This window comes from Sulfoacidibacillus thermotolerans, from assembly GCF_003144315.1.
Classification (GTDB): Bacteria; Bacillota; Bacilli; order Alicyclobacillales; family SLC66; genus Sulfoacidibacillus; species Sulfoacidibacillus thermotolerans.
The window spans coordinates 38696-58287 of sequence record NZ_MPDK01000006.1; the positions used below are offsets into that span (position 1 = coordinate 38696).

16 protein-coding genes are annotated in these 19592 nt (G+C 48.6%); all 16 read right to left on the minus strand.

Features of this window, described 5'->3' with window-relative positions; all coding sequences use genetic code 11:
• Positions 1-17: 17 nt before the first annotated feature.
• The 16 genes from BM613_RS05165 to BM613_RS05240 all read right to left on the minus strand — a co-directional run bounded on the left by BM613_RS05165 (position 18) and on the right by BM613_RS05240 (position 19559).
• On the minus strand, positions 18-218 hold the full coding sequence (locus tag BM613_RS05165) for a glutamate decarboxylase (protein WP_109430099.1): 201 nt from the start codon (positions 216-218) through the stop codon (positions 18-20).
• Between the two features lie 80 nt (positions 219-298).
• Positions 299-1528, minus strand: a complete 1230-nt coding sequence (locus BM613_RS05170) for an NAD(P)-dependent malic enzyme (RefSeq protein WP_109430100.1) — start codon at positions 1526-1528, stop codon at positions 299-301.
• A gap of 111 nt (positions 1529-1639) precedes the next feature.
• Positions 1640-5059: a DNA polymerase III subunit alpha gene (gene dnaE / locus BM613_RS05175; RefSeq protein WP_181362903.1), complete on the minus strand. Its 3420-nt coding sequence runs from the start codon at positions 5057-5059 to the stop codon at positions 1640-1642.
• Between the two features lie 5 nt (positions 5060-5064).
• Positions 5065-6453, minus strand: a complete 1389-nt coding sequence (locus BM613_RS05180; protein ID WP_109430102.1) for a sensor histidine kinase — start codon at positions 6451-6453, stop codon at positions 5065-5067.
• A complete protein-coding gene (locus tag BM613_RS05185) occupies positions 6450-7148 on the minus strand; it encodes a response regulator transcription factor (RefSeq protein ID WP_109430103.1) in 699 nt (232 codons plus the stop codon). The genes BM613_RS05180 and BM613_RS05185 overlap by 4 nt, the downstream gene beginning before the upstream one ends.
• A 2-nt stretch (positions 7149-7150) precedes the next feature.
• Entirely contained in the window at positions 7151-8455 is a 1305-nt protein-coding gene (locus tag BM613_RS05190; protein ID WP_109430104.1) for a DRTGG domain-containing protein, read from the minus strand.
• A gap of 119 nt (positions 8456-8574) precedes the next feature.
• Positions 8575-10488, minus strand: coding sequence for a bifunctional homocysteine S-methyltransferase/methylenetetrahydrofolate reductase (locus BM613_RS05195; protein ID WP_109430105.1), 1914 nt, complete (start codon positions 10486-10488; stop codon positions 8575-8577).
• A 45-nt stretch (positions 10489-10533) separates the two neighbouring features.
• Complete coding sequence (locus tag BM613_RS05200) at positions 10534-11286, minus strand: TSUP family transporter (protein WP_109430187.1); 753 nt, start codon at positions 11284-11286, stop codon at positions 10534-10536.
• A gap of 59 nt (positions 11287-11345) precedes the next feature.
• The gene (locus tag BM613_RS05205; protein ID WP_181362904.1) at positions 11346-11798 is read right to left on the minus strand and encodes a hypothetical protein; all 453 of its coding nucleotides are present in this window, start codon (positions 11796-11798) and stop codon (positions 11346-11348) included.
• A 42-nt stretch (positions 11799-11840) separates the two neighbouring features.
• A complete protein-coding gene (locus tag BM613_RS05210; RefSeq protein WP_109430107.1) occupies positions 11841-12308 on the minus strand; it encodes a helix-turn-helix domain-containing protein in 468 nt (155 codons plus the stop codon).
• Positions 12309-12440: 132 nt separating this feature from the next.
• The gene (locus BM613_RS05215; RefSeq protein WP_109430108.1) at positions 12441-14171 is read right to left on the minus strand and encodes a phospho-sugar mutase; all 1731 of its coding nucleotides are present in this window, start codon (positions 14169-14171) and stop codon (positions 12441-12443) included.
• A gap of 48 nt (positions 14172-14219) precedes the next feature.
• Positions 14220-15608: an amidase gene (locus tag BM613_RS05220; protein WP_109430109.1), complete on the minus strand. Its 1389-nt coding sequence runs from the start codon at positions 15606-15608 to the stop codon at positions 14220-14222.
• Between the two features lie 102 nt (positions 15609-15710).
• Positions 15711-16916 carry an aspartate kinase gene (locus BM613_RS05225; RefSeq protein WP_109430110.1) on the minus strand — a complete coding sequence of 402 codons (1206 nt, stop codon included), beginning with the start codon at positions 16914-16916 and terminating at the stop codon, positions 15711-15713.
• 136 nt (positions 16917-17052) lie between these two features.
• Positions 17053-17661: a PspA/IM30 family protein gene (locus BM613_RS05230; protein WP_109430111.1), complete on the minus strand. Its 609-nt coding sequence runs from the start codon at positions 17659-17661 to the stop codon at positions 17053-17055.
• 59 nt (positions 17662-17720) lie between these two features.
• Positions 17721-18536 (minus strand): heavy metal-binding domain-containing protein, encoded by an 816-nt coding sequence (locus BM613_RS05235; protein WP_109430112.1) that lies wholly within the window; start codon positions 18534-18536, stop codon positions 17721-17723.
• Positions 18537-18566: 30 nt separating this feature from the next.
• Positions 18567-19559, minus strand: a complete 993-nt coding sequence (locus BM613_RS05240) for a heavy metal-binding domain-containing protein (protein WP_109430113.1) — start codon at positions 19557-19559, stop codon at positions 18567-18569.
• Between the last annotated feature and the right edge of the window lie 33 nt (positions 19560-19592).

The window sequence follows — 19592 nt, forward strand, 5'->3', positions numbered from 1 at the left end:
CCAAAGTTTCTAAAACTTCAATTCGACAGGGAAGAATGCAAGATCACGTTCCATGATTCGCGCACATCTTCGAGTTCCGACTCGGGCACCAAAATCTCATATTGCTGTTTCGAGGCGTCTGACTGTCTATACTTGACTAAGAATCCTTGCGCCGCCAATTGCTCGCAAATCTTTTCCGCTAGCCGCAAACTAGGTGCTATGTAGATAACCGTCCACATATCGTACAAATAACCTCCTAGTGGGCCCCATTCAATGTATCCATCTTAACACTAAGAATTGAATAGGCGCAACCAAGACACTAATCGCGCACACTCGCCATTTGTCTCGTCCGCTCTGCCACGTCGCGCGGATTTACGCGCACTCGCGCAACTCCGCTAACGAGTGCCGCCTCGGCCACCGCTTGCGCAACCGCTGGCGCTACTCGCGTGTCAAACGGTCTGGGTATGACGTAATCAGGTTGTAATTCGTCATCTGCAATTAAATTTGCAATGGCATATGCCGCCGCAACTTTCATCGCCTCATTGATGGTCGTAGCGCGTGTATCGAGTGCGCCGCGAAAAATCCCCGGAAACGCCAACACATTATTTACTTGATTGGGATAATCAGAACGCCCTGTGCCAATCACCATGGCACCAGCCGCTTTTGCATCCTGCGGCAGAATTTCCGGATCAGGATTCGCCATTGCGAGGATAATCGGGTCACTCGCCATCTCTTGCACCATTGCCTGAGTCACCGTATTGCCTACGGAGACACCTACAAACACATCTGCGCCCTGCATAACTTGTGCAAGAGTACCTGTGCGATGCTCGCGATTTGTATTTTTTGCAATCCAATCTTTCAGAGGGTTCATGTGGTCGCGTCCTTCGTAAATCGCCCCTTTTGTATCGCACATCACAACATCGCGCACGCCGCAAGAAAGCAATAACTTGACAGTGGCAATCCCTGCTGCACCTGCCCCGCTAACTACGACACGCACCTCAGACAGCGTTTTGCCAACGACTTTCACCGCGTTGATCAAGGCGGCCAGTGTGACAATCGCCGTCCCATGTTGATCATCATGAAATACAGGAATAGACAATTCCTTCTTTAATCGCTCCTCAATTTCAAAACAGGCAGGAGCCGCAATGTCTTCCAAATTGATTCCGCCAAACGAAGGCGCCACCATACGTACAAAATCGACGATGCGATCGACTTCATTTGCCGCAATACATAATGGCCACGCATCAACACCAGCAAAACTCTTAAATAAGATGGCCTTACCTTCCATCACAGGCAATCCCGCTTTTGGCCCAATATTTCCAAGTCCTAGAACGGCCGTGCCATTTGAGATCACCGCAACCGTGTTGCTTTTTGCGGTGTACTCATAGACTAAGTCCTCATCACGATGGATTTCTTTGCACGGCTCGGCCACACCTGGGGAATAAGCTAAACTCAAATCTTTTGCGTTCGCAACGGCCACTTTTGCTTGCAGTGCGACCTTTCCCCGATGTTCACGATGTAACTGTAACGCTTCCTCGTACAAATCCATACGCTTCATCCTTTCCCCTTTGCCGTTCCAAAACAGCGTTTTCACATTTGCGTGTATTTTGTCATTATATCACGAGAGATTTAGACCCGTAGATACAAATTGCAGACACTGTTACGCTTCACCCGATGCGCCATAAACGCTTATCCCCTCGCGACCTACGAACGTCGTTACTGCGTCAAGTAATTCAGCAGTTAAAGCTACTTTTACCACATCTAGCGTTCGCTGCTTTCCAGATGCATAGATCAGTGTAACTGGCACGTTTCCCGGGTGCTTGAGCAACGTCTGACGCAAAGCAATCAGACGTTGCCGATCGCGTTCTAAATCGGCACTGATTCGGATAAATAACTGCGGTTTTCTAGCAGCAACTGAAGAAGGTGGGATTTCCTGAAATTTAACTGCAATAAACACATTCTCCCGATTCGGATCACGTCTAGCTGCCACTTGCAAAAGATCCTCGCCTTGTTGAAACCGCATCCAATCCTGAAATAATACAGGAAATATGACAAGTTCAACCCGGGCTGTGTGATCCTCTAGTGTAAGAAAGCCCATCGGATCCCCTTTTTTTGTTGCAACTTGACGCATCACTGCAACTTTTCCTATCATCTGAACTTCTGTGCGAACGCCTTTTTCCTCTATAATTTGTTGGATCGACGGCAGATGCAGGCGCTGCTGTGCCTCGCGAACCGCTTGAAAAGGATCATAGGAAACGATAAATCCAATCAATTCTTGCTCCCACAGCGCACACTGTTTCGGATCATCTGGCAATGCTTCCCCTTGTATCATTTCTACTGAAGACTGGGTTGGTTCATCAAATAGCGTGCGCATCGTCAACTGTCCACCTTGCATCTTTGCTTTGACAGAACCTACCAATCGGTCGAGTTCAAGTAGCAATTTCCGACGGGAGATTCCAAATGAATCGAAAGCTCCGCTCTGAATCAAACTTTCAATCACCCTGCGCGTCAACGCGCGCGCATCGACACGTTCATAAAGATCCTGCAAGGAAGAAAATGCCCCACCTTGTTCCCGCGCATGTACGATTTGCTCAACAGCCGCCACCCCAACATGTTTAACCGCAGCGAGACCTAATCGAATCGCCACTTCCCCATTAGCTCTTCGCTCTGGTACACAGGCTGCTTGACTGCGATTGAGATCGGGACCTAAGACAGCAATTCCCGCCCGTGCGCACGCCCGCGCATATTGCTCCAACTTGTCAGGGCGCGACACAGCGTCAGTCATTAAGGCAGCCATGTATTCCGGTCGGTAATTTGCCTTTAAATAAGCCGTTCGATGTGCGAGCATAGTATAAGCAGCCGCATGTGAACGATTAAAGCCATAATCTGCGAAACGGACGATCAGATCATAGACCTGATTACCTAATGACTCAGAATAACCATTTGCCAAACAACCTGCGACAAATGACGCTCGCGCCTGATCCAGTACATCGCGCTGTTTCTTGCTCACGGCTCTCCGTAGGACATCTGCTTCCCCTAAAGAAAATCCAGCAAGTGTCGCTGCAATCTGCATGATTTGCTCTTGATAAACGAGAATCCCATATGTTGATCGCAAAATCGGCTCTAATTCAGGGACTTCATAGACGACAGGAAGTTCCCCTCTGCGCACTTTGATGAACGTTCCAATCTGTTCCATTGGACCAGGTCGATACAGCGAGATAACCGCAATCAGATCTTCCAATGTCGTAGGGGCTAACTCTCGCAAAACCTGTTTGACCCCAGCAGATTCTAGTTGAAAACAGCCATCCGTATCTCCCGCTGCGAGCAATGCGATTGTGTTCTGATCCATCGGCAACTTGTCAAATCGCACCTCAATTTGACGAATCGCTTGGATATATTCTCGTGCACGATCACAAATCGTCAGTGTCCGCAGACCCAGAAAATCCATTTTAAGCAGACCAATCGCTGCAATGTCATCCATCCCATACTGTGTTGCAACTACTTCTTCACTACCTCGCATCAGTGGAACGAGCTTTGCTAAGGGTTCTTTGCTAATGACAATCCCTGCCGCATGCAAAGAAGCATGACGCGGCAATCCCTCTATACGCAAAGCGAGATCTACGACACGTTGCAAATGCGGGAATTTCGTCAATAACCTCTTTAGTTCTGGCTCTGCGGCTATCGCAGCTTGTAACGTTATGCCAGGAGTCGCTGGAATCGCGCGCGCCAGTCGATCAATCTCCACTTGCGCAGTACCAAGTACTCTCCCAACATCACGAACCGCTGCTCGCGCAGCGAATGTCCCGAGTGTTCCAATGTGCCCCACACACTCTTTGCCGTACTTCTGTGCGACATAGGCGATTACTTCGTGTCGGCGCTCAGCCTCAAAATCGATATCAATATCAGGCCATGACACGCGTTCTGGATTTAAAAACCGTTCAAATAAAAGGTGATTTGCAATCGGATCAACATCTGTAATCTGCAGAACAAAAGAAACAAGACTACCCGCTGCTGACCCTCGGCCAGGGCCTGTAGAGATCCCTTGCTCATGTGCAAATTTCATAAAATCCCAAACAATTAAAAAGTAGCCCGAAAACCCCATCCGCGTAATCACGCGCAACTCATTTTCTAGACGTTCTTGATAGACTGGTTGATCTGCCAGTTGGCGCGCGATTAACCCTTGTTTTGCCTGAAAAGCTAGTTCTTCTTCCTCTGATCGCCCCTCAGGCAAAGGGAAGCGCGGCATGGACCATTGTTGAAGCGGAAGTTCAAACTGTGCCTGCCTGGCAATATCGACCGTGGCACGCAAAGCATCCGGAAATTCAGCGAAGAGTTCGCGCATTTCTGCCGGCGAACGCAGATCATACGTCGCTCCTTTTGCACGCAGTCGCATCGCCGCCTCGCTGCTTATCCCTTCACGAATCCCTGTCAGCACATCGAGCACTTGTAAGTCCGTTTTTTGTACATACCGAACTTCACTTGTTGCTACAAGAGGAAGTTGTGCAGTCTTTGCCAGCTCAGCAAGAAAACGATGTTCCTTTACTTCCTCTAATAATCCCTGACCTTGTAATTCAACATAAACACGTTCTGTGCCAAAGATCCGCATAAGTCCCTGAAGTATTTTTTGCCCACGTGTTATATCTTGTCGCTGTACGGCCTCCTGTAATGGACCTTTTATCCCGCCAGTTAGACACAAAAGTCCAGTACTATGCGCAGCGAGTTCATCCCATGTGTTATATTGCAACCCATCTTCTTCCTGTAGTGTGGCTAAGGAAGACAATTTCGTGAGTGAACGATACCCTTCCATAGAAGTCGCGATCAACACGAGTTCAAAAAGCGACTGCTCTGCTCGCACGAGGCGTTCCTTTCCTACTTGAATGGTTTGTCCAATGATCGGCAGCAGACCCGCCTCATGAATTGCTTGGTAACAGGTAAGCGCTCCATACATACCCCGCCGGTCTGCCACACCAAGCGCCGACATCCCATGCTGCTTGACTCGCTGTACAACTTCTGTGATGCGGGCAGAACTGTATAGTAAGCTGTACTCAGAGCAAACGCGCAGATGTACGATCTCGTCCACCATGTTCACTCCTTCTTCAAAACATAGGCAGGGAACATCATTTCTACTTCTGTGCCTTGTCCCTGTGTGACACTACGCACTGTAAACCGTCCGCGATAATGTTCTACAATTTCCCGACAGATCGCAAGGCCAAGTCCCACACTTCCCTCTTGTCGACTGCGCGCTTTGTCTGCACGATAAAACCGCTCTGTGACATGAGGTAAATCCTCTGGCAAGATTCCTTCTCCTTCATCTCGTATCCGCACATACACCTGATCCTCCATCCGCCAAACGGCCACAGCAATGCCTTTTTCGTCTGGCGTATACTTACAAGCATTATCGAGCAGTGCACGAAGAACCTGTTCTAAACGGACTTCATTCATCTGCACCAACGTCTCTTCTGGCATCGCATTCTCAAACTCCCAACGATGGCTTGAATGAATCCGTTGCCATTTACGCACAACGCGTTTTGCAACATTCGCCACAGCAATCACTCCACTATCAGCAAGTGATTCTTGATCAATCGCCGCTAGTGTAAGTAATTGATTGGTCATGTTGCGTAGATGACTCACTTCTTCCTCAATCGCAGTCACAGCTTCTTGACGTATTTCCTCATCCTCCCAGCCCCAGCGACGCAACAACTGCACATACCCCTCGAGTACAGACAAAGGGGTGCGCAATTCATGAGAGGCATCCGCGACAAATTGACGCTCACGCAAGAAGCCTAAAAAAATGCGATCCAACATCGCATTGTACGTATCGGCAAGTTCTGTGAGTTCGTCTTTGCGACGCGGTACTTCGATGCGACTGCTTAAATCCCCGGGTGTAATTGCACGCGCTGTGGCGATCATCTCGCGAATCGGCAACAAGGAGTAACGCGCCAAAAAATAGCTACTTACAGCAGCTAAGGCCAGTCCACCAATGGACCCTGTCAATAACAGATAAAAGACAAACGCGATGCTGTGATCAAGCGAAGCCACATTCTCCAACCATTGCAACGTCACATCGCCATTTTTCAGATGCAAATAAACGCTCGCCACCAAGATGCGATGGTTTTCGTAATCATAAAGCGTCACCCCAGGCCCCAACGTCTGACTCGCATCAAATTGCGTAGGAATCCACTGTGCTCGGAAATACGTAGACGACGCAGTCATCACTTGTCCATGCGGGCCCAGTACCCGAACCATCTGCCGCGGATCCGGGACAATCTGTTTGACGCGCATGATCGCCTCTTCAACCGTACCTTCGTCTAGACGCCGCACCAAATCAGACAACCGCGCCACCACGATTTGCTTTTCATTTTCGATCGTGACATTCATAAATTCAAGGTAAACAAATGCGTTAAATAGAAAGAAGATAATCGCGACGACAAGCGTAGATAAGGCCACGAACCGAGCGGTAATCGTCAGTTTCATGGCCTTCGCAACACATATCCAACGCCTCGTATCGTATGAATGAGAGGGACGGCAAAAGGCTCATCGACTTTCATTCGCAAATATCGAATATAAACGTCGACCACGTTGGTCTCTCCTTCAAAATCATATCCCCAAACGCGCCGCAAAATGACATCGCGGGATAGCACTTTATCGACATTGCGCAATAAAAATTGCAATAGATCAAATTCGCGCGTCGTAAGTTCGAGGGTTTTCCCCGCGCGAATCGCCCGTCGTTCCTCTGGATAGAGTTTCAGGTCCGCCGCTGCTAACTCCTCCCGAGCAGTACCGCGGCGTAAGGCTGCGCGCACACGAGCCAGCAACTCCTCCGTCACAAAAGGCTTCGTAACGTAATCATCTGCCCCTGCATCAAGTCCTGCAACCTTATCATCTGTACTATCTCTAGCTGTGAGAATGATAATCGGGGTTTGCTTATGCTTGCGCAACATTCTACAAACCTCAAGACCGCTCATCCCAGGAAGCATCACATCAAGTAAAATTACGCCGAAATCTTTTTCTAATGCGAGGCGTAGCCCTTGCACACCATCAGATGCAATCTCTACATGAAAGCCCTCATGCACAAGTTCTAACTCAATCAACCGCGCAATGCGCCTTTCATCTTCCACAACGAGCACCGAAGATGTTGTCACAGGCACGTCCAACCTTGCCACTCCCATCTTTAGCGCTCCAATACCTGAATTGTGACAAGCGCTTTCCCTACCAGTTCATTGCCCCGATATAATTCCACGTCCACCTTGCCCATTTTGCGCCCCGAATCAATGACGCGCGCGCGCGCATCAATTCTCTGATCAATTTGCACCGGTTTAAGAAAATAGAGCGTACTATTCTCAATGAGCATATTCGCATCTTTGATTTTGCGTAAAGCTTGCATCGCAGCTTCGCCAATAATGGTTGTAAAGGCGCCAATTGACAATGAGCCGTGTGGCGTGGACATTTGCGGAGTCACTTCACCAGAGAGCAAAACTGCCTTATCCTCTACATTAGCCACGAAGCGTCCAAGCACGATGTCTTCGATCGTATCGCCAATTTGCGGCTGCTTTTGATTGTACTGAAGTGCCTTGATCACATCTTGACGACTAATGACACCCACAAGTCGCTTATACTCAATGACCGGGAGCAGTTCGAGACCCTCCCAGACCATCATGTGCGCGGCTGCAGCAACTGATGTTTTTGGCGTCACTGAGATGGGTTGTTTCGTCATCACTTTTTCAATTACCGTATCTGAATCTTGCCCATACCCGTCCCGTGCCGCAATGACCCCAACAAGTTTCCCGTCTTCTTGCAATACTGGGAAACGGGAATGCCCTGTCTGCTTAACGAGCTCTCGATAGTCACCAATCGTTCGATCTGCAGTTAAAATAGCTGGCGGCTCCTGACTGAGCAAATCTTCGACCAGTAACACTTCTTTTTTAATCAACCGGTCATAGATCGCCCGATTGATTAAAGATGCTACAGAAAATGTATCATACGCTGAGGAAATAATCGGTAAATCTAAACGATCCGCGAGGTGAATCACCGCGGCATTCGTCGTAAATCCTCCCGTAATCAGCACGGCAGCCCCATGCTCTAAAGCAGCCATATGCACCGCTTCACGGTTGCCCACGATCACCAGTAACCCAGGATCTACGTATTTGACCATGTCTTGAATTTCCATTGCCGCAATCACGAACTTTTGCAATGTCTTGTGCAATCCACTTCGTCCGCCAAGGACAGAGCCATCAATGATGTTCACGACTTCAGCAAACGTCAGGCGATCAATATCGCGCCGCTGCTTCTTTTCAATGCGCACCGTGCCCACTCGTTCAATCGTTGTAACGAGTCCTTGACCTTCCGCTTCTTTAATCGCGCGGTAGGCTGTTCCTTCACTTACTTGTAGTTGTTTAGCAATCTGCCGCACCGAAATCTTGTGGCCGATCGGCAAATCTTCAATGTGTTTCAATATTTGATCGTGTTTTGTCGACATACTGTTCCTCGCCCTCAGGTCGCTGTGTCTATTATACAACAGACAGAAAAAAAGTGCCCTTTTCATAAAAAGGCACCTTCTGTCTTTGTACCTCTATGACGCAGTGGTACAGGGATTCACTAGTGATCATTGTGCATCATTTTTGCTTTTTCTTTTACATAACGCGTTAAATCTGCTGTCATTTCATAGCGCAACAACGGAGTAATGAGATAAATGCCATGAAAGTGTTCCATAGCTGCATCAATGAGTTCGCGCGCAATTGCGACACCTTCTTCGCGCGCCCTCGCACCCTGAAATAAAGACATGCGCCGCCTTGCTTCTTGCGACAACGAGATTCCTGGGACTTCATTGTGCAGGAACTCCGCATTGCGTTGGCTTAAAAGTGGCATGACACCTACAAAGATTGGCACCGCAAGATGCTTTGTCGCATCGTATAACACCGCAAAAAAGTCAGGATCAAAAATCGGCTGTGTCATAATAAAATCGGCTCCCGCCTCCACCTTGCGTTCAAGCCGTTTGATCGCTTTATCAAAGTGCCGTACATGTGGATTAAATGCGGCTCCCACAACAAACGTGGCAGTTTCTTCGAGTGTTTTCCCCGAAAACGCAATTCCCTGATTTAATTGTTTCACCATACGAATCATATCAAATGACGAAACATCAAAGACTGACGTTGCACCCGGCAAATCGCCAAACCGAGAAGGATCTCCTGTCACGACGAGGATCTGCGAAATCCCAAGCGCATGCAATCCCATTAAGTGCGACTGCTGACCAATCAAATTGCGATCACGACAAGAAATATGCAACAATGGTTCAACCCCACGTTGTTTCATAAGCGCCCCGAGCGCCATATTGCTCATGCGCGTCATGGCAAGGGAATTGTCTGCCAGTGTCACTGCATCTGCACCAGCATCCCGCAATGCTTGCGCCCCCACTAAAAATTTTTCAGCAAAAAGGTCTTTAGGCGGATCAAGTTCTACAATAACTGTATACTCCCTGCGCACCTTTTCTGAAACGGGTTCTATCCCGACATGGGCGCCATCGTTACGAAAAATGGTTTGCACTGGCTGTGAACGCGTTACTTCTGCTGTGACTATGGGCTCAACTTGCTGAATTCGCTTTTCAGTCAAGACCTTCTTTGCAGCAGGAGCAAGCGGGGACAATTGCCCGACAGCCTGCGCCATAGCCCGCACATGATCCGGTGTAGTACCACAGCACCCCCCAATGATGCGCACCCCAAGAGCGCGAAACTGTACCGCTGCTGCTGCAAAATATTCCGGTTCTGAAGGATAGGCATATTCTCCATCTGTCATACTGAGCAACCCTGCATTAGGGTATACAGAGAGTGCCGCGTGTTCTGGCACCGTAATCGCTTGTAAAACACGCTGCATATCGGCCGGTCCAAAACGGCAATTCAAACCAATTACATCTGCCCCTTGTGCATATAACCTGCGAAACGCTTCTTCCACCGCCACTCCATCGCGCGTGACGTGCAAATCGAGTAAAGCAAGCTGCGCCATGATGGGCTTATCTGTCAAATTGCGAACCACGCGCAATGCTGTTTGCAACTCGCGAAAATCTAAAAAAGTCTCTAGCAAAATCGCATCAGGGTCTTCTTCTAACAGTGCACTCGCTTGTTCTGCATATGCTCGTTGCAAATCAATTGGCGGAGCTAGTGTTCGCCTCGCGCCCGTAACCGATCCGATCGTACCCACAACAAAGGCGTCGTCTTTTGCTGCAGCACGCGCTAAACGGACAGCAGCGCGGTTAATCTCTTTGAGTTGTCCTTCCAAGCCATAGCGCTCAAGACCTGCTCGATGGGCGCCAAACGTATTGGTCTCAATCAACTGCGCCCCTGCTTCAACATAGGAACGGTGAACCGTTGCAACCACTTCAGGTTTTAGCACACTGAGTTCCTCATAGCACACACCTACAGGAACACCCAAGCGATAGAGTTGAGTGGCCATGGCTCCATCGCCAATCACGAGATGGTCTTTTATAAAATCACGTAGTGATTGTTTCCCCGTTCCCATAGCTCTCCCCTTCTTGCGAAAATCCCTTTGTTCTCGAAGATTTATCTAAAATATAGAGACTGCCATCTTGATCGATAAAACCACTGCCGCCGCAATAAACAGAGGTCGGATCAAGCGCGCTCCTCGTTTGATCGCCATGCGGGAACCAACCCGTGCACCCAACATCATCGCGAAACCCATGGGCAGCCCAAACATGTACATGACTTTGCCTCGCGTAGCAAACAGCAAGAGTGCCGCCACATTACTTGTAAAATTAAGGACACGCCCATTACCTGCTGCTGATAGAAAATCAAAGCGAAAGAGCGAAAGAAACGCAAACAGCAAAAACGAACCCGTTCCTGGCCCGACAAATCCGTCATAAAAACCCAGCCCAAAGGCTACGACAATTGCAAGAACAATTCTTTTTCCAGTCAATCCGCGAAATGTATTCGAAGCACCTAAATGCCTTTTCCAAAGTGTAATTGTCGTGATCAAAACAATAGCTATAAAAATGATCAATTTTAGATAGGTCTCATTGACTTGTAACACCGTGTTTGCACCGATAAGAGCTCCAATAAAAGTAAATGGAATCATCCAACGCAATAACGGAAAGTACAGATTCTGCGAGCGCAAATACGTAAATGAGCTCGTAGATGAGGCAAACGTCCCAGCCAATTTATTTGTCCCAAGCGCAAAGTACGGCGGCATCCCTGTCCACAGCAAGGTAGGTAAAGTAATGACACCCCCACCCCCCACCACTGAATCAAACAATCCAGCGATAAAACCGCCGAAGATCAGCGCAAGGAACACAAGCACCATTTGATGCACGATCCGTCCCCCTTCACCGCACTACAAGCATTGAAATGCTCCCATTTTGCTTAGTGAAGCGGCACGCGGACATCTTCGCCAATTAACGTTACACAACCATCTTCTAGCGTCAAGGTGGCAACAGACAGCGCAAAAAGCGGCTGCAAAACTTGCACGAGATCAATCAAGACGACCGTCCCTACTACCTGAACCGCAGACCCAAACGGAGCTGTAACATGCTGCAGTGCACGAGTCAGCAAAGGACGCGGTACACGGACCCATTTTGATACGGCCACATCAAAGGCAACCACGCTCCCGCCCATGCGCACAAGCGCATCAGCGAGAGCCTCTTGGTTTCGTGCAAGCCACTCCGACAAATCCACTTTTTGCAGGGTAACATCAAAATCGAGCCAACTCGTTTGTAAGGTCGCATAGATGCTGTGTGTGAAGACATGCACGTGCGCCAACGCATAACCGTCCTCCAACTGCTCATTTAGCGCATCTTGCAAGTCTTCTTGATTCATCGACAAGGAGATCGAGCGAAATCTCAAACGAATCCCCTCCGTCTATGGGCGAAGCAATTTTTCGCGAATCTCTTTTAATTCACTGATCCCAGATTCGATCTTCTCTTTTTGCTCTAGAATAATCTGTAGATTTTCTTGTAAGCTGCTAATGCTCTTATCAATCTCATCGATCATGACAGACAATTCATCCGCACCAACCGTTTCAATCCCAGATAACACTTTATACAGTTTCAATCCGGAAAGTGCAGCTGTCGTCGCTAGATTGGACGCTGCATACGCAACTCCCGGCGCTGCCGCACGCACACCCGCTCCCCCGATGCTCGCAAGCCAACTAACCGCTTTGCCAGTTCGTGAGCCACGGCGGCTTAAAAACGCCTGTAGATCTTCTTCCTTAACCAGGTATTTTCCACTCGAATCGTCTGCTTTAAGTTGCCCGGTGCGAATCCACCGACGCACGGACTCTTCTGAAACATTTAGGCGATACGCAATTTCATAAGTCGTAAATTCCATTTGTGCAACACCCCTATGCGAAAATTTACGCAGCAGCGAGCTTTTTTAAAGAAGAGAATCGGTCTCCCTGTTCCGTCTAACACACATTATACACCACATACATGTGTGCGCATACGGGCGTGTGCACAGATTTCATTGTAAATATCGACTTACGCGTTCTTCTACTGCATATAACAAGCGTTGGCGCTTATCCTCTGCCTCTTTTTCAGACTCTGCACGAACACCGATGTACACTTTTAGCTTCGGCTCCGTACCAGACGGTCGTATGGCCACCCAATCTCCCGAGACAAATCGAAACTTAACAACATCTGACGTAGGCAAATCCAATGAAGTCGCTTGTTTTGTCGCTACTTCTGTACAGACCAGGGAAAGGTAGTCTTCCAGAAATTCTAATTGAAATCCCTCTACTTGCAACCCCTGCTCCCGAAACTCACTCATCAAAGCCTGCATGCGCATTTGTCCATCAAGTCCCGAAAACTGATACCCAGCAAGATGGTCTTTAAAGAACCCAAATTGCTGGTACAGATTCTTCAGTCGCAAAAGCACACTGCCTTCTATACGTTTGCACGCAGCAGCCATATTCGCAATCGCGACAGCACCCTGCACCCCGTCTTTATCACGAACAAACGGCAATAAGAGATACCCGACACTCTCTTCATACCCAAAGACAAAGGTGTGCTCGTTTGTCTTCTCATACTGCGAAATTTTATCACCAATATATTTAAACCCTGTTAAAACCCGCTCAGTCGCCACGCCATAAGAGGCAGCCACCACTTCCCCAAAGGTAGAAGTAACAATTGTCGTAATGGCAGTTTGTTTTATCCCTTGATCCACCTGTGCAGGGTGAACAGAAAACAAGTCATGCAACAACAATGCTCCAACTTCATTCCCAGTTAGCAAAGTATAAGATCCCTCATCCCCACGCACCATCATTCCTACTCGATCACAATCTGGATCTGTCGCGAGAATGATGTCCGCGTCCACCGCTTGCGCTACTGTAAGGGCTTCCGTAAACGCGACTTGCTCTTCTGGGTTTGGACTTTGCACATGAGTAAACGCTGCATCTAAGGACATCTGCGACTGCACAGGAATGACTTGCGAGAATCCAGCGAGGGCTAACGCTGTCGCAACAGGCTCCGCACCCGTACCGTGTAAGGGAGTATAAACAATTTTAAGCGCTGCTTTACTCTCTTTGGGTTCAACCTCAAAAAGAGGCGATAATTCGAGATAATAACGGGCTTCAAGCTCTGGCGAGATGTCGTGAATAAAAGGAGATTCCTCGACTTCTTGCAAAGTCATAACAGGGATCGCAAACAAGTCTGAGATATGCTCCATCTCAGCGACAATTTGCTGCGCATCCGCCTCTAATATCTGCCCACCCTTGCTGTTGTAAACTTTATATCCATTATACACAGGGGGATTATGGCTTGCAGTCACCATGACACCACCCCCACAGTCGAGTTCACGAACCGCATAGGAAAGAAATGGTGTCGGACGTGCAGTTTGAAAGATATGAGCGTGAACCCCGCATGCAGCAAATACCCGAGCAGCCTCTTTTGCAAAGTGTTTTGAATTACGTCGACCATCATAGCCAATCGCCGCACTCCACTTTTGTTCTGGATGCGTTTTTTTTATCCACTGGGCGACCCCATAAGACGCCCTGCGCACCGTGTATCTATTCATGCGATTTGTGCCTGGTCCCATTTTTTCGCGCATGCCGCCTGTACCAAACTGCAAATTCTTTGCAAAGCTATCTAGCAATTCATCCTGTCGTTCCGATGCAATCAAAATCTCTAATTGATTGCGCAAATCCGGATCTAATCTCTCATTTTGCATCCAGGCCATCCACAATGGCTCATTCAAAAAAAAAACCTCCCTACAAAGAGCCCGAGTTTCCCTTAAGCTGAGCTGTCAAGAAAAAAGCGGTGGGACGTGCAACGGAAATGCTTGCTCCAAGTAAGACCCGACTTGAAATAAGCGTGCTTCTGAAAATGGCGCACCAACAAGTTGAACGCCTATTGGCAAACCTTGTTCTGAATGCCCACACGGTAGAGATAAGGCAGGTAATCCTGACAGATTAAACGGATTAGTAAAACGCGTCAAGTTTGGACGAATCGCTTGCGGTTCCTCTCCTACGAGCACTTCATAATCACCAATCGGCGTGGCTGTAAAAGGAATCGTAGGTGTGATCAATACATCGATCTGCAAGAACAGCTGTGTCATTGCTCGTCGAAAACGATCGCGAAATTCCATTGCCCGCGCATAATCGACAGCCGTATATTGTTGACCAGTCGCTAATCGCTGCCGCACATCTTCCCCATACAATACGGCTGACTCTGCCAACCACTTTTCATGAACGAGTAGCGCTTCTGACGAGATAACAATCGCCTGATAGGTTGCCACTTCATAAATCATCGGAACATCAACCATTTCGAGCATTGCTCCCGCTTCCTCGCATAACTTTAGCACTGCACGTACACGTTGTTTCACTTGCTCGTCAGTCTGCGCAAAGAAAAAAGATTCGTCGTAACCAATCCGCAATCCGCGTAAAGAAGTTCCCAAAAGACGATCGTATTGCTCTTTTTCCCGTTGCACGGTCGAGGGATCCTCCACATCGTACCCTGCGATCAATTGTAAAAGTAACGCTGCATCGCGAATAGACCGCGTCATTGGACCAACGTGATCAAGAGAATAAGCGAGCGGGAGCACACCGCGTTTGCTGACCAATCCATAAGTTGGTTTTACCCCCACAACACCCGAACAAGCTGCTGGGATACGAATTGATCCCCCAGTATCTGTACCAAGGGCGGCTGGCGCTAAATCTGCAGCCACCGCCGCCGCGCTGCCTCCACTCGATCCTCCTGCAATGCGCATCAGATCCCAAGGATTATGAACAGCCCCATAATGCGGATTCTCCGTCGTAGTCCCATAAGCAAACTCATGTAAGTTTGTTTTCCCAAGCAGCAAAGCACCTGCATCCTTTAACCGCTTCCACACCACGGCATCCTCTTGTGGAAAGGAATCCTGCAATACTTTTGAACCGGCTGTCGTGGGGGCTTCCCGTGTGAAAAATAAATCTTTGAGCGCGATGGGTATGCCCTGCAAAACCCCTTTTGCTTGCCCAGACGCCAATTGCTGATCCGCTGTTTTTGCCGCTTCCAGCACGTCATCTGCACATATTGTAATATATGCATTTAAGACCGGATCATAGGACGCAATGCGTTCTAAATAACGTTGTGTCACTTCAACACTTGAAAGTTTCTTTGCGTAGATCAGTGAACTCAATTCTGTCAGGTCCATGCTCGTTTCAACCTCCCAGACTGTTATCAGCTGCTACAATGCATGGGGCCATATTCGAAATGATTACACTCCTATCATATCGCAATCCTCATGTTTCAACTACTAAAGTTCAAACGCCTGATGTACCTGATTGACCGCTGCATGAAGATGACTCTTTGGAATGATACAAGAAACCTTAATTTCTGAAGTGCTCACCATTTTCACATCTGCTTGGGCAGCCTCTAGTGCAGCAAACATTTGTGCGGCGACACCCGGATTTGTGATCATGCCTGCACCAACAATTGAAACTTTAGACAATCCAAGTTCCTGTAAAACTTCGCGATATCCTAACAACGGCTGTAACTGTTCACAGATTTGAATTGCGCGTTCTACATCGGCTTCGGAGACTGTAAAAGAAACATCCACTTCCCCCGTCTTTACGACACTCTGCACGATCACGTCCACATTCACTTGTTCTTTTGCGAGCGCAGTAAACATTTCGCTTAAATGTTGTTTCATCGTCGGAATTCCGAGCACTGCGATACGAGCTACTTCTTTTTCCGTAGCTACACCTGTAACGATCCGCATTCCTTCCATTGTTTCCATATCCCGAATCACCGTTCCCTCTGTTTGAGTAAAGCTCGATCGTACGACCAGTTGTACACCATGTTGTTTCGCTGTCTCGACGGCACGCGGATGAAGTACTTGCGAGCCAAGTGTTGCAAGTTCTAACATTTCTTCATAAGAAATCATAGACAGTTTTCGTGCCTTGGGTACTATTCTCGGATCTGCCGTATAGACACCTTCTACATCTGTATAAATCTCGCACTGTTGTGCTTGCAACGCAGCGGCAACGGCCACCGCCGTCGTATCAGACCCTCCGCGCCCAAGCGTCGTAATCTCACCCTCGTGAATACCTTGAAACCCTGCAATAACAGGAACGATATCTGCTTCTAACAGCGCCAACAAACGCGTCGTGTCGATCGCCTCGATGCGCGCGGCGCCATGCACAGGTTCCGTGTAGATCCCTGCTTGCCAACCTGTCATCGATTGCGCTTGCACCCCTCGCTCCTGTAATGCCATCGCGACAAGCGCAATGGAAACTTGTTCGCCCGTGGCTAGTAAAGCGTCCATTTCGCGGCGATTCGGAACACGCGCGACTTTATTTGCGAGCGTCACAAGCTCATCTGTCGAATGCCCCATCGCTGACACAACAACTGCTACGCGATCTCCTTTGCGCACGGTCGCCGCCACGCGATCAGCGACTGCGCCAATACGTTCTGGAGAACCCACAGAGGTCCCACCATACTTTTGCACAATTACTGCCATGATTCCACTCCTATCTCTCTTGCATGGAACTGCATAGTTATGCAAAACATCCTATCATATTTTTATCTATACGCTAACCCAGTTTTTCATTATAAAAAATAACAGCAGGCCTCCATTCAGCCTGCTTGTCAGATCTCTACGGTTTCCTTTGTGTCTCTCGCAACAATCGATCAAATTCCTGATCGATCGATTCTGTTACTTCGATTCGCGCTTCCGCTACTCGCGCTTCATCTTGAATCTGTTCCAACGCGTGGGATTTTGCATCATTTGCAAGTGTCAGAGCCGTTTGAATAGCAAGTGCGCCATTTGCCGCAGCGAGTCGCATCTGCGCTTCATCGCGCGCCTCGCGAAACGCTTGTACCTGCTCACTTAGCTCATTTTTAGCATCGCGCAATTGCTCAAGTTTGCGCCTGATCATTTGTTCTTGTTGGCTGGTTGCCGCAAATTTGTTTTTTACACTCTGGCGCTTTCGCAAATGTTCACGCGCGCGTGGTTCATCTCCTTGTTCAAGCGCCTCTTTCGCCTGTGTTTCATAATCGGCCATGCTCTCTTCTAAACGCTTCAATTCATGTTCTAAGCGTACTTGATAGGCGGCAACCTCCCCGATCAATCGCTTGACTTCCCCTACTTGAACGAGCATATCTTGAAACACTGCTTGCAACTGGTCACGTGGATCACTCTGCTGCAGATTTCGCTCCTCCACACTTGCCTGCACAATTTTTGCCACCCGCTTAAATAATCCCATCCCACACGCCTCCAAGTCCTGTAGTCAGAACCAGATGCCCATCTTACCCTATCACTTCATCAATCATTTAATGAAAGTACAATTTGCGGCGTGGGAATGCTGTGATCACTTGACGTGGGGACAACCGCAGTTCCTACAGCAAAAAATTCAATAACATGACTTCCCCAGCCGTGACTCTTCTCATGCAAATGAACACCTACAATTCCTTCTGCCTTTGCACTATGCGCTTCCATCTGCATCCGCTCCATTGCAAGTTCTCGCGCATCGTATAACGCCTGTGTGTAATTGGTCATCTCACAATTTTGCCCAACTGTTCGCAAGAACTGACGGAATCCTTGATGGGCTACATGATATACACAACTTCCCATCACAAGCGAGAGTGGACGATACCCCGCGCGCAATAGCGCCCAAAAATCCTGTCCCGACAAGTCACTTGTAAAGGGCTTCCCATTTGCCATCCGATAATTCCCTTTTGTGCGTGCGGCGACTGCTGTTCCGATCGCGATGAATTCGGCGAGATCTTCCCCCCACTCATAGCGCCCTACTTCCAACCTGACTCCAACAACACCATCCGCACCAAGCGCCTGTGCTTCTTCTTCCATACGCGACATCGCCAACTCGCGCGCATGGTACATCGCCTGACTGAGCACCTGAAGCTCTTCATTATTGCGGTAATTCGCTTGTTGAAACCCAATATGGTAAATAGAACTCCCCACTACCATCCCAATCGGCTCAAAGCCGGCTTCTCGCACAAGCAAAAATTCATTGACTGTCAAGTCACTTGTAAAAACACCACCTGGATGATTTGCATCACGCAATCCGGCAAGGCGCTCCAATGCATGTTTCGGTAAATCATTTAGCTGTTGATCTGCCATCGTTCGACCTCCTGCTCTCACAAGCATCATTTATGAATTCAGATCAAATACGGGGGTGATCGCAATCCGCTTCGCGAACGAGGCATCAACTTGCAAAACAGCCGTCCCCAACATCACAACTTCAAGAATGTGATCCACAATCTCCTCACCTTCCTCCGTTGCGATTCCGCGCGCAACTTCTTCCACACGAAGCGTAAAATCGGCGCCTACAACCCCTGTTGCCCCGAGGCGCGCCATATCTTCTCGCATTTTCCTCGCCGCAAGATGGCGCGCTTGATATACCCCTTGTGTAAACCCTTGCATCTCTTGATTATACCAACTGTGTTCTTGTTGCAAATCATACCAATCCGTCTGCAAATAATAGACTGTTGCCCCTAAAGCTAATCCTACTGGCAACTGCCCTGCAGCAAGTAGACGAACAAAATCCTGGCCCGATACAGAACAGATCACGGGTACATCCGACTTTGGCAACCCGTCTACACGCACCGCAGTCCCATAACAAACAAACTCGATCAATCCGTCTTTGGGTTCATATCCTTTTTCATCCATTCGAAAGCCAACTACAGCATTTGCCCCAAGCATCGCTGCTTCTTGCAACAAACGCGCAATTGCGCGCTCTCGACCTTCATACAGGGCGAGTGTAGGCGCCTGTAATTCCCGTGAAGCAGAGGAATATCCGCTAAAACCCGCATTCACGGGAATCTGCACATAACCAATTTGATAATATGAACTCCCCATCACTTGACCTACAGGTTGTAACTTATAGCGTTTCAATGACAGCCACTCGTTGACACTCAAGTCACTTGTCCAGGGGAGTTGGCCTTTGCCTTGACTCGTTAACCGTTCGATGACATTTGGTGGCAACTGTCCGCGCTCGAGTGCATCCAAAGAACGAGCTGCGCGTTCTAGGCCTTGCTGTCGTAATCGTTCTAGATCCAACTTAGGCGCAAGTGAAACCTGAGCAACCTCTGATTGCGCCCCTTTTTCCCGATCTTTACGTAAGCCAAATGGCCAACGGAACATCTACCCATCACCTCCAGCGAATCTTTGCAATGC

What these genes read in the sequence shown, in the direction of transcription:
- BM613_RS05165 (WP_109430099.1), bottom strand. Translation starts at nt 218, where the DNA reads ATGTGGACGGTTATCTACATAGCACCTAGTTTGCGGCTAGCGGAAAAG.
- BM613_RS05170 (WP_109430100.1), bottom strand. Translation starts at nt 1,528, where the DNA reads ATGGATTTGTACGAGGAAGCGTTACAGTTACATCGTGAACATCGGGGA.
- BM613_RS05180 (WP_109430102.1), bottom strand. Translation starts at nt 6,453, where the DNA reads ATGAAACTGACGATTACCGCTCGGTTCGTGGCCTTATCTACGCTTGTC.
- BM613_RS05185 (WP_109430103.1), bottom strand. Translation starts at nt 7,148, where the DNA reads ATGGGAGTGGCAAGGTTGGACGTGCCTGTGACAACATCTTCGGTGCTC.
- BM613_RS05190 (WP_109430104.1), bottom strand. Translation starts at nt 8,455, where the DNA reads ATGTCGACAAAACACGATCAAATATTGAAACACATTGAAGATTTGCCG.
- BM613_RS05195 (WP_109430105.1), bottom strand. Translation starts at nt 10,488, where the DNA reads ATGGGAACGGGGAAACAATCACTACGTGATTTTATAAAAGACCATCTC.
- BM613_RS05200 (WP_109430187.1), bottom strand. Translation starts at nt 11,286, where the DNA reads ATGGTGCTTGTGTTCCTTGCGCTGATCTTCGGCGGTTTTATCGCTGGA.
- BM613_RS05205 (WP_181362904.1), bottom strand. Translation starts at nt 11,798, where the DNA reads ATGAATCAAGAAGACTTGCAAGATGCGCTAAATGAGCAGTTGGAGGAC.
- BM613_RS05210 (WP_109430107.1), bottom strand. Translation starts at nt 12,308, where the DNA reads ATGGAATTTACGACTTATGAAATTGCGTATCGCCTAAATGTTTCAGAA.
- BM613_RS05220 (WP_109430109.1), bottom strand. Translation starts at nt 15,608, where the DNA reads ATGGACCTGACAGAATTGAGTTCACTGATCTACGCAAAGAAACTTTCA.
- BM613_RS05225 (WP_109430110.1), bottom strand. Translation starts at nt 16,916, where the DNA reads ATGGCAGTAATTGTGCAAAAGTATGGTGGGACCTCTGTGGGTTCTCCA.
- BM613_RS05230 (WP_109430111.1), bottom strand. Translation starts at nt 17,661, where the DNA reads ATGGGATTATTTAAGCGGGTGGCAAAAATTGTGCAGGCAAGTGTGGAG.
- BM613_RS05235 (WP_109430112.1), bottom strand. Translation starts at nt 18,536, where the DNA reads ATGGCAGATCAACAGCTAAATGATTTACCGAAACATGCATTGGAGCGC.
- BM613_RS05240 (WP_109430113.1), bottom strand. Translation starts at nt 19,559, where the DNA reads ATGTTCCGTTGGCCATTTGGCTTACGTAAAGATCGGGAAAAAGGGGCG.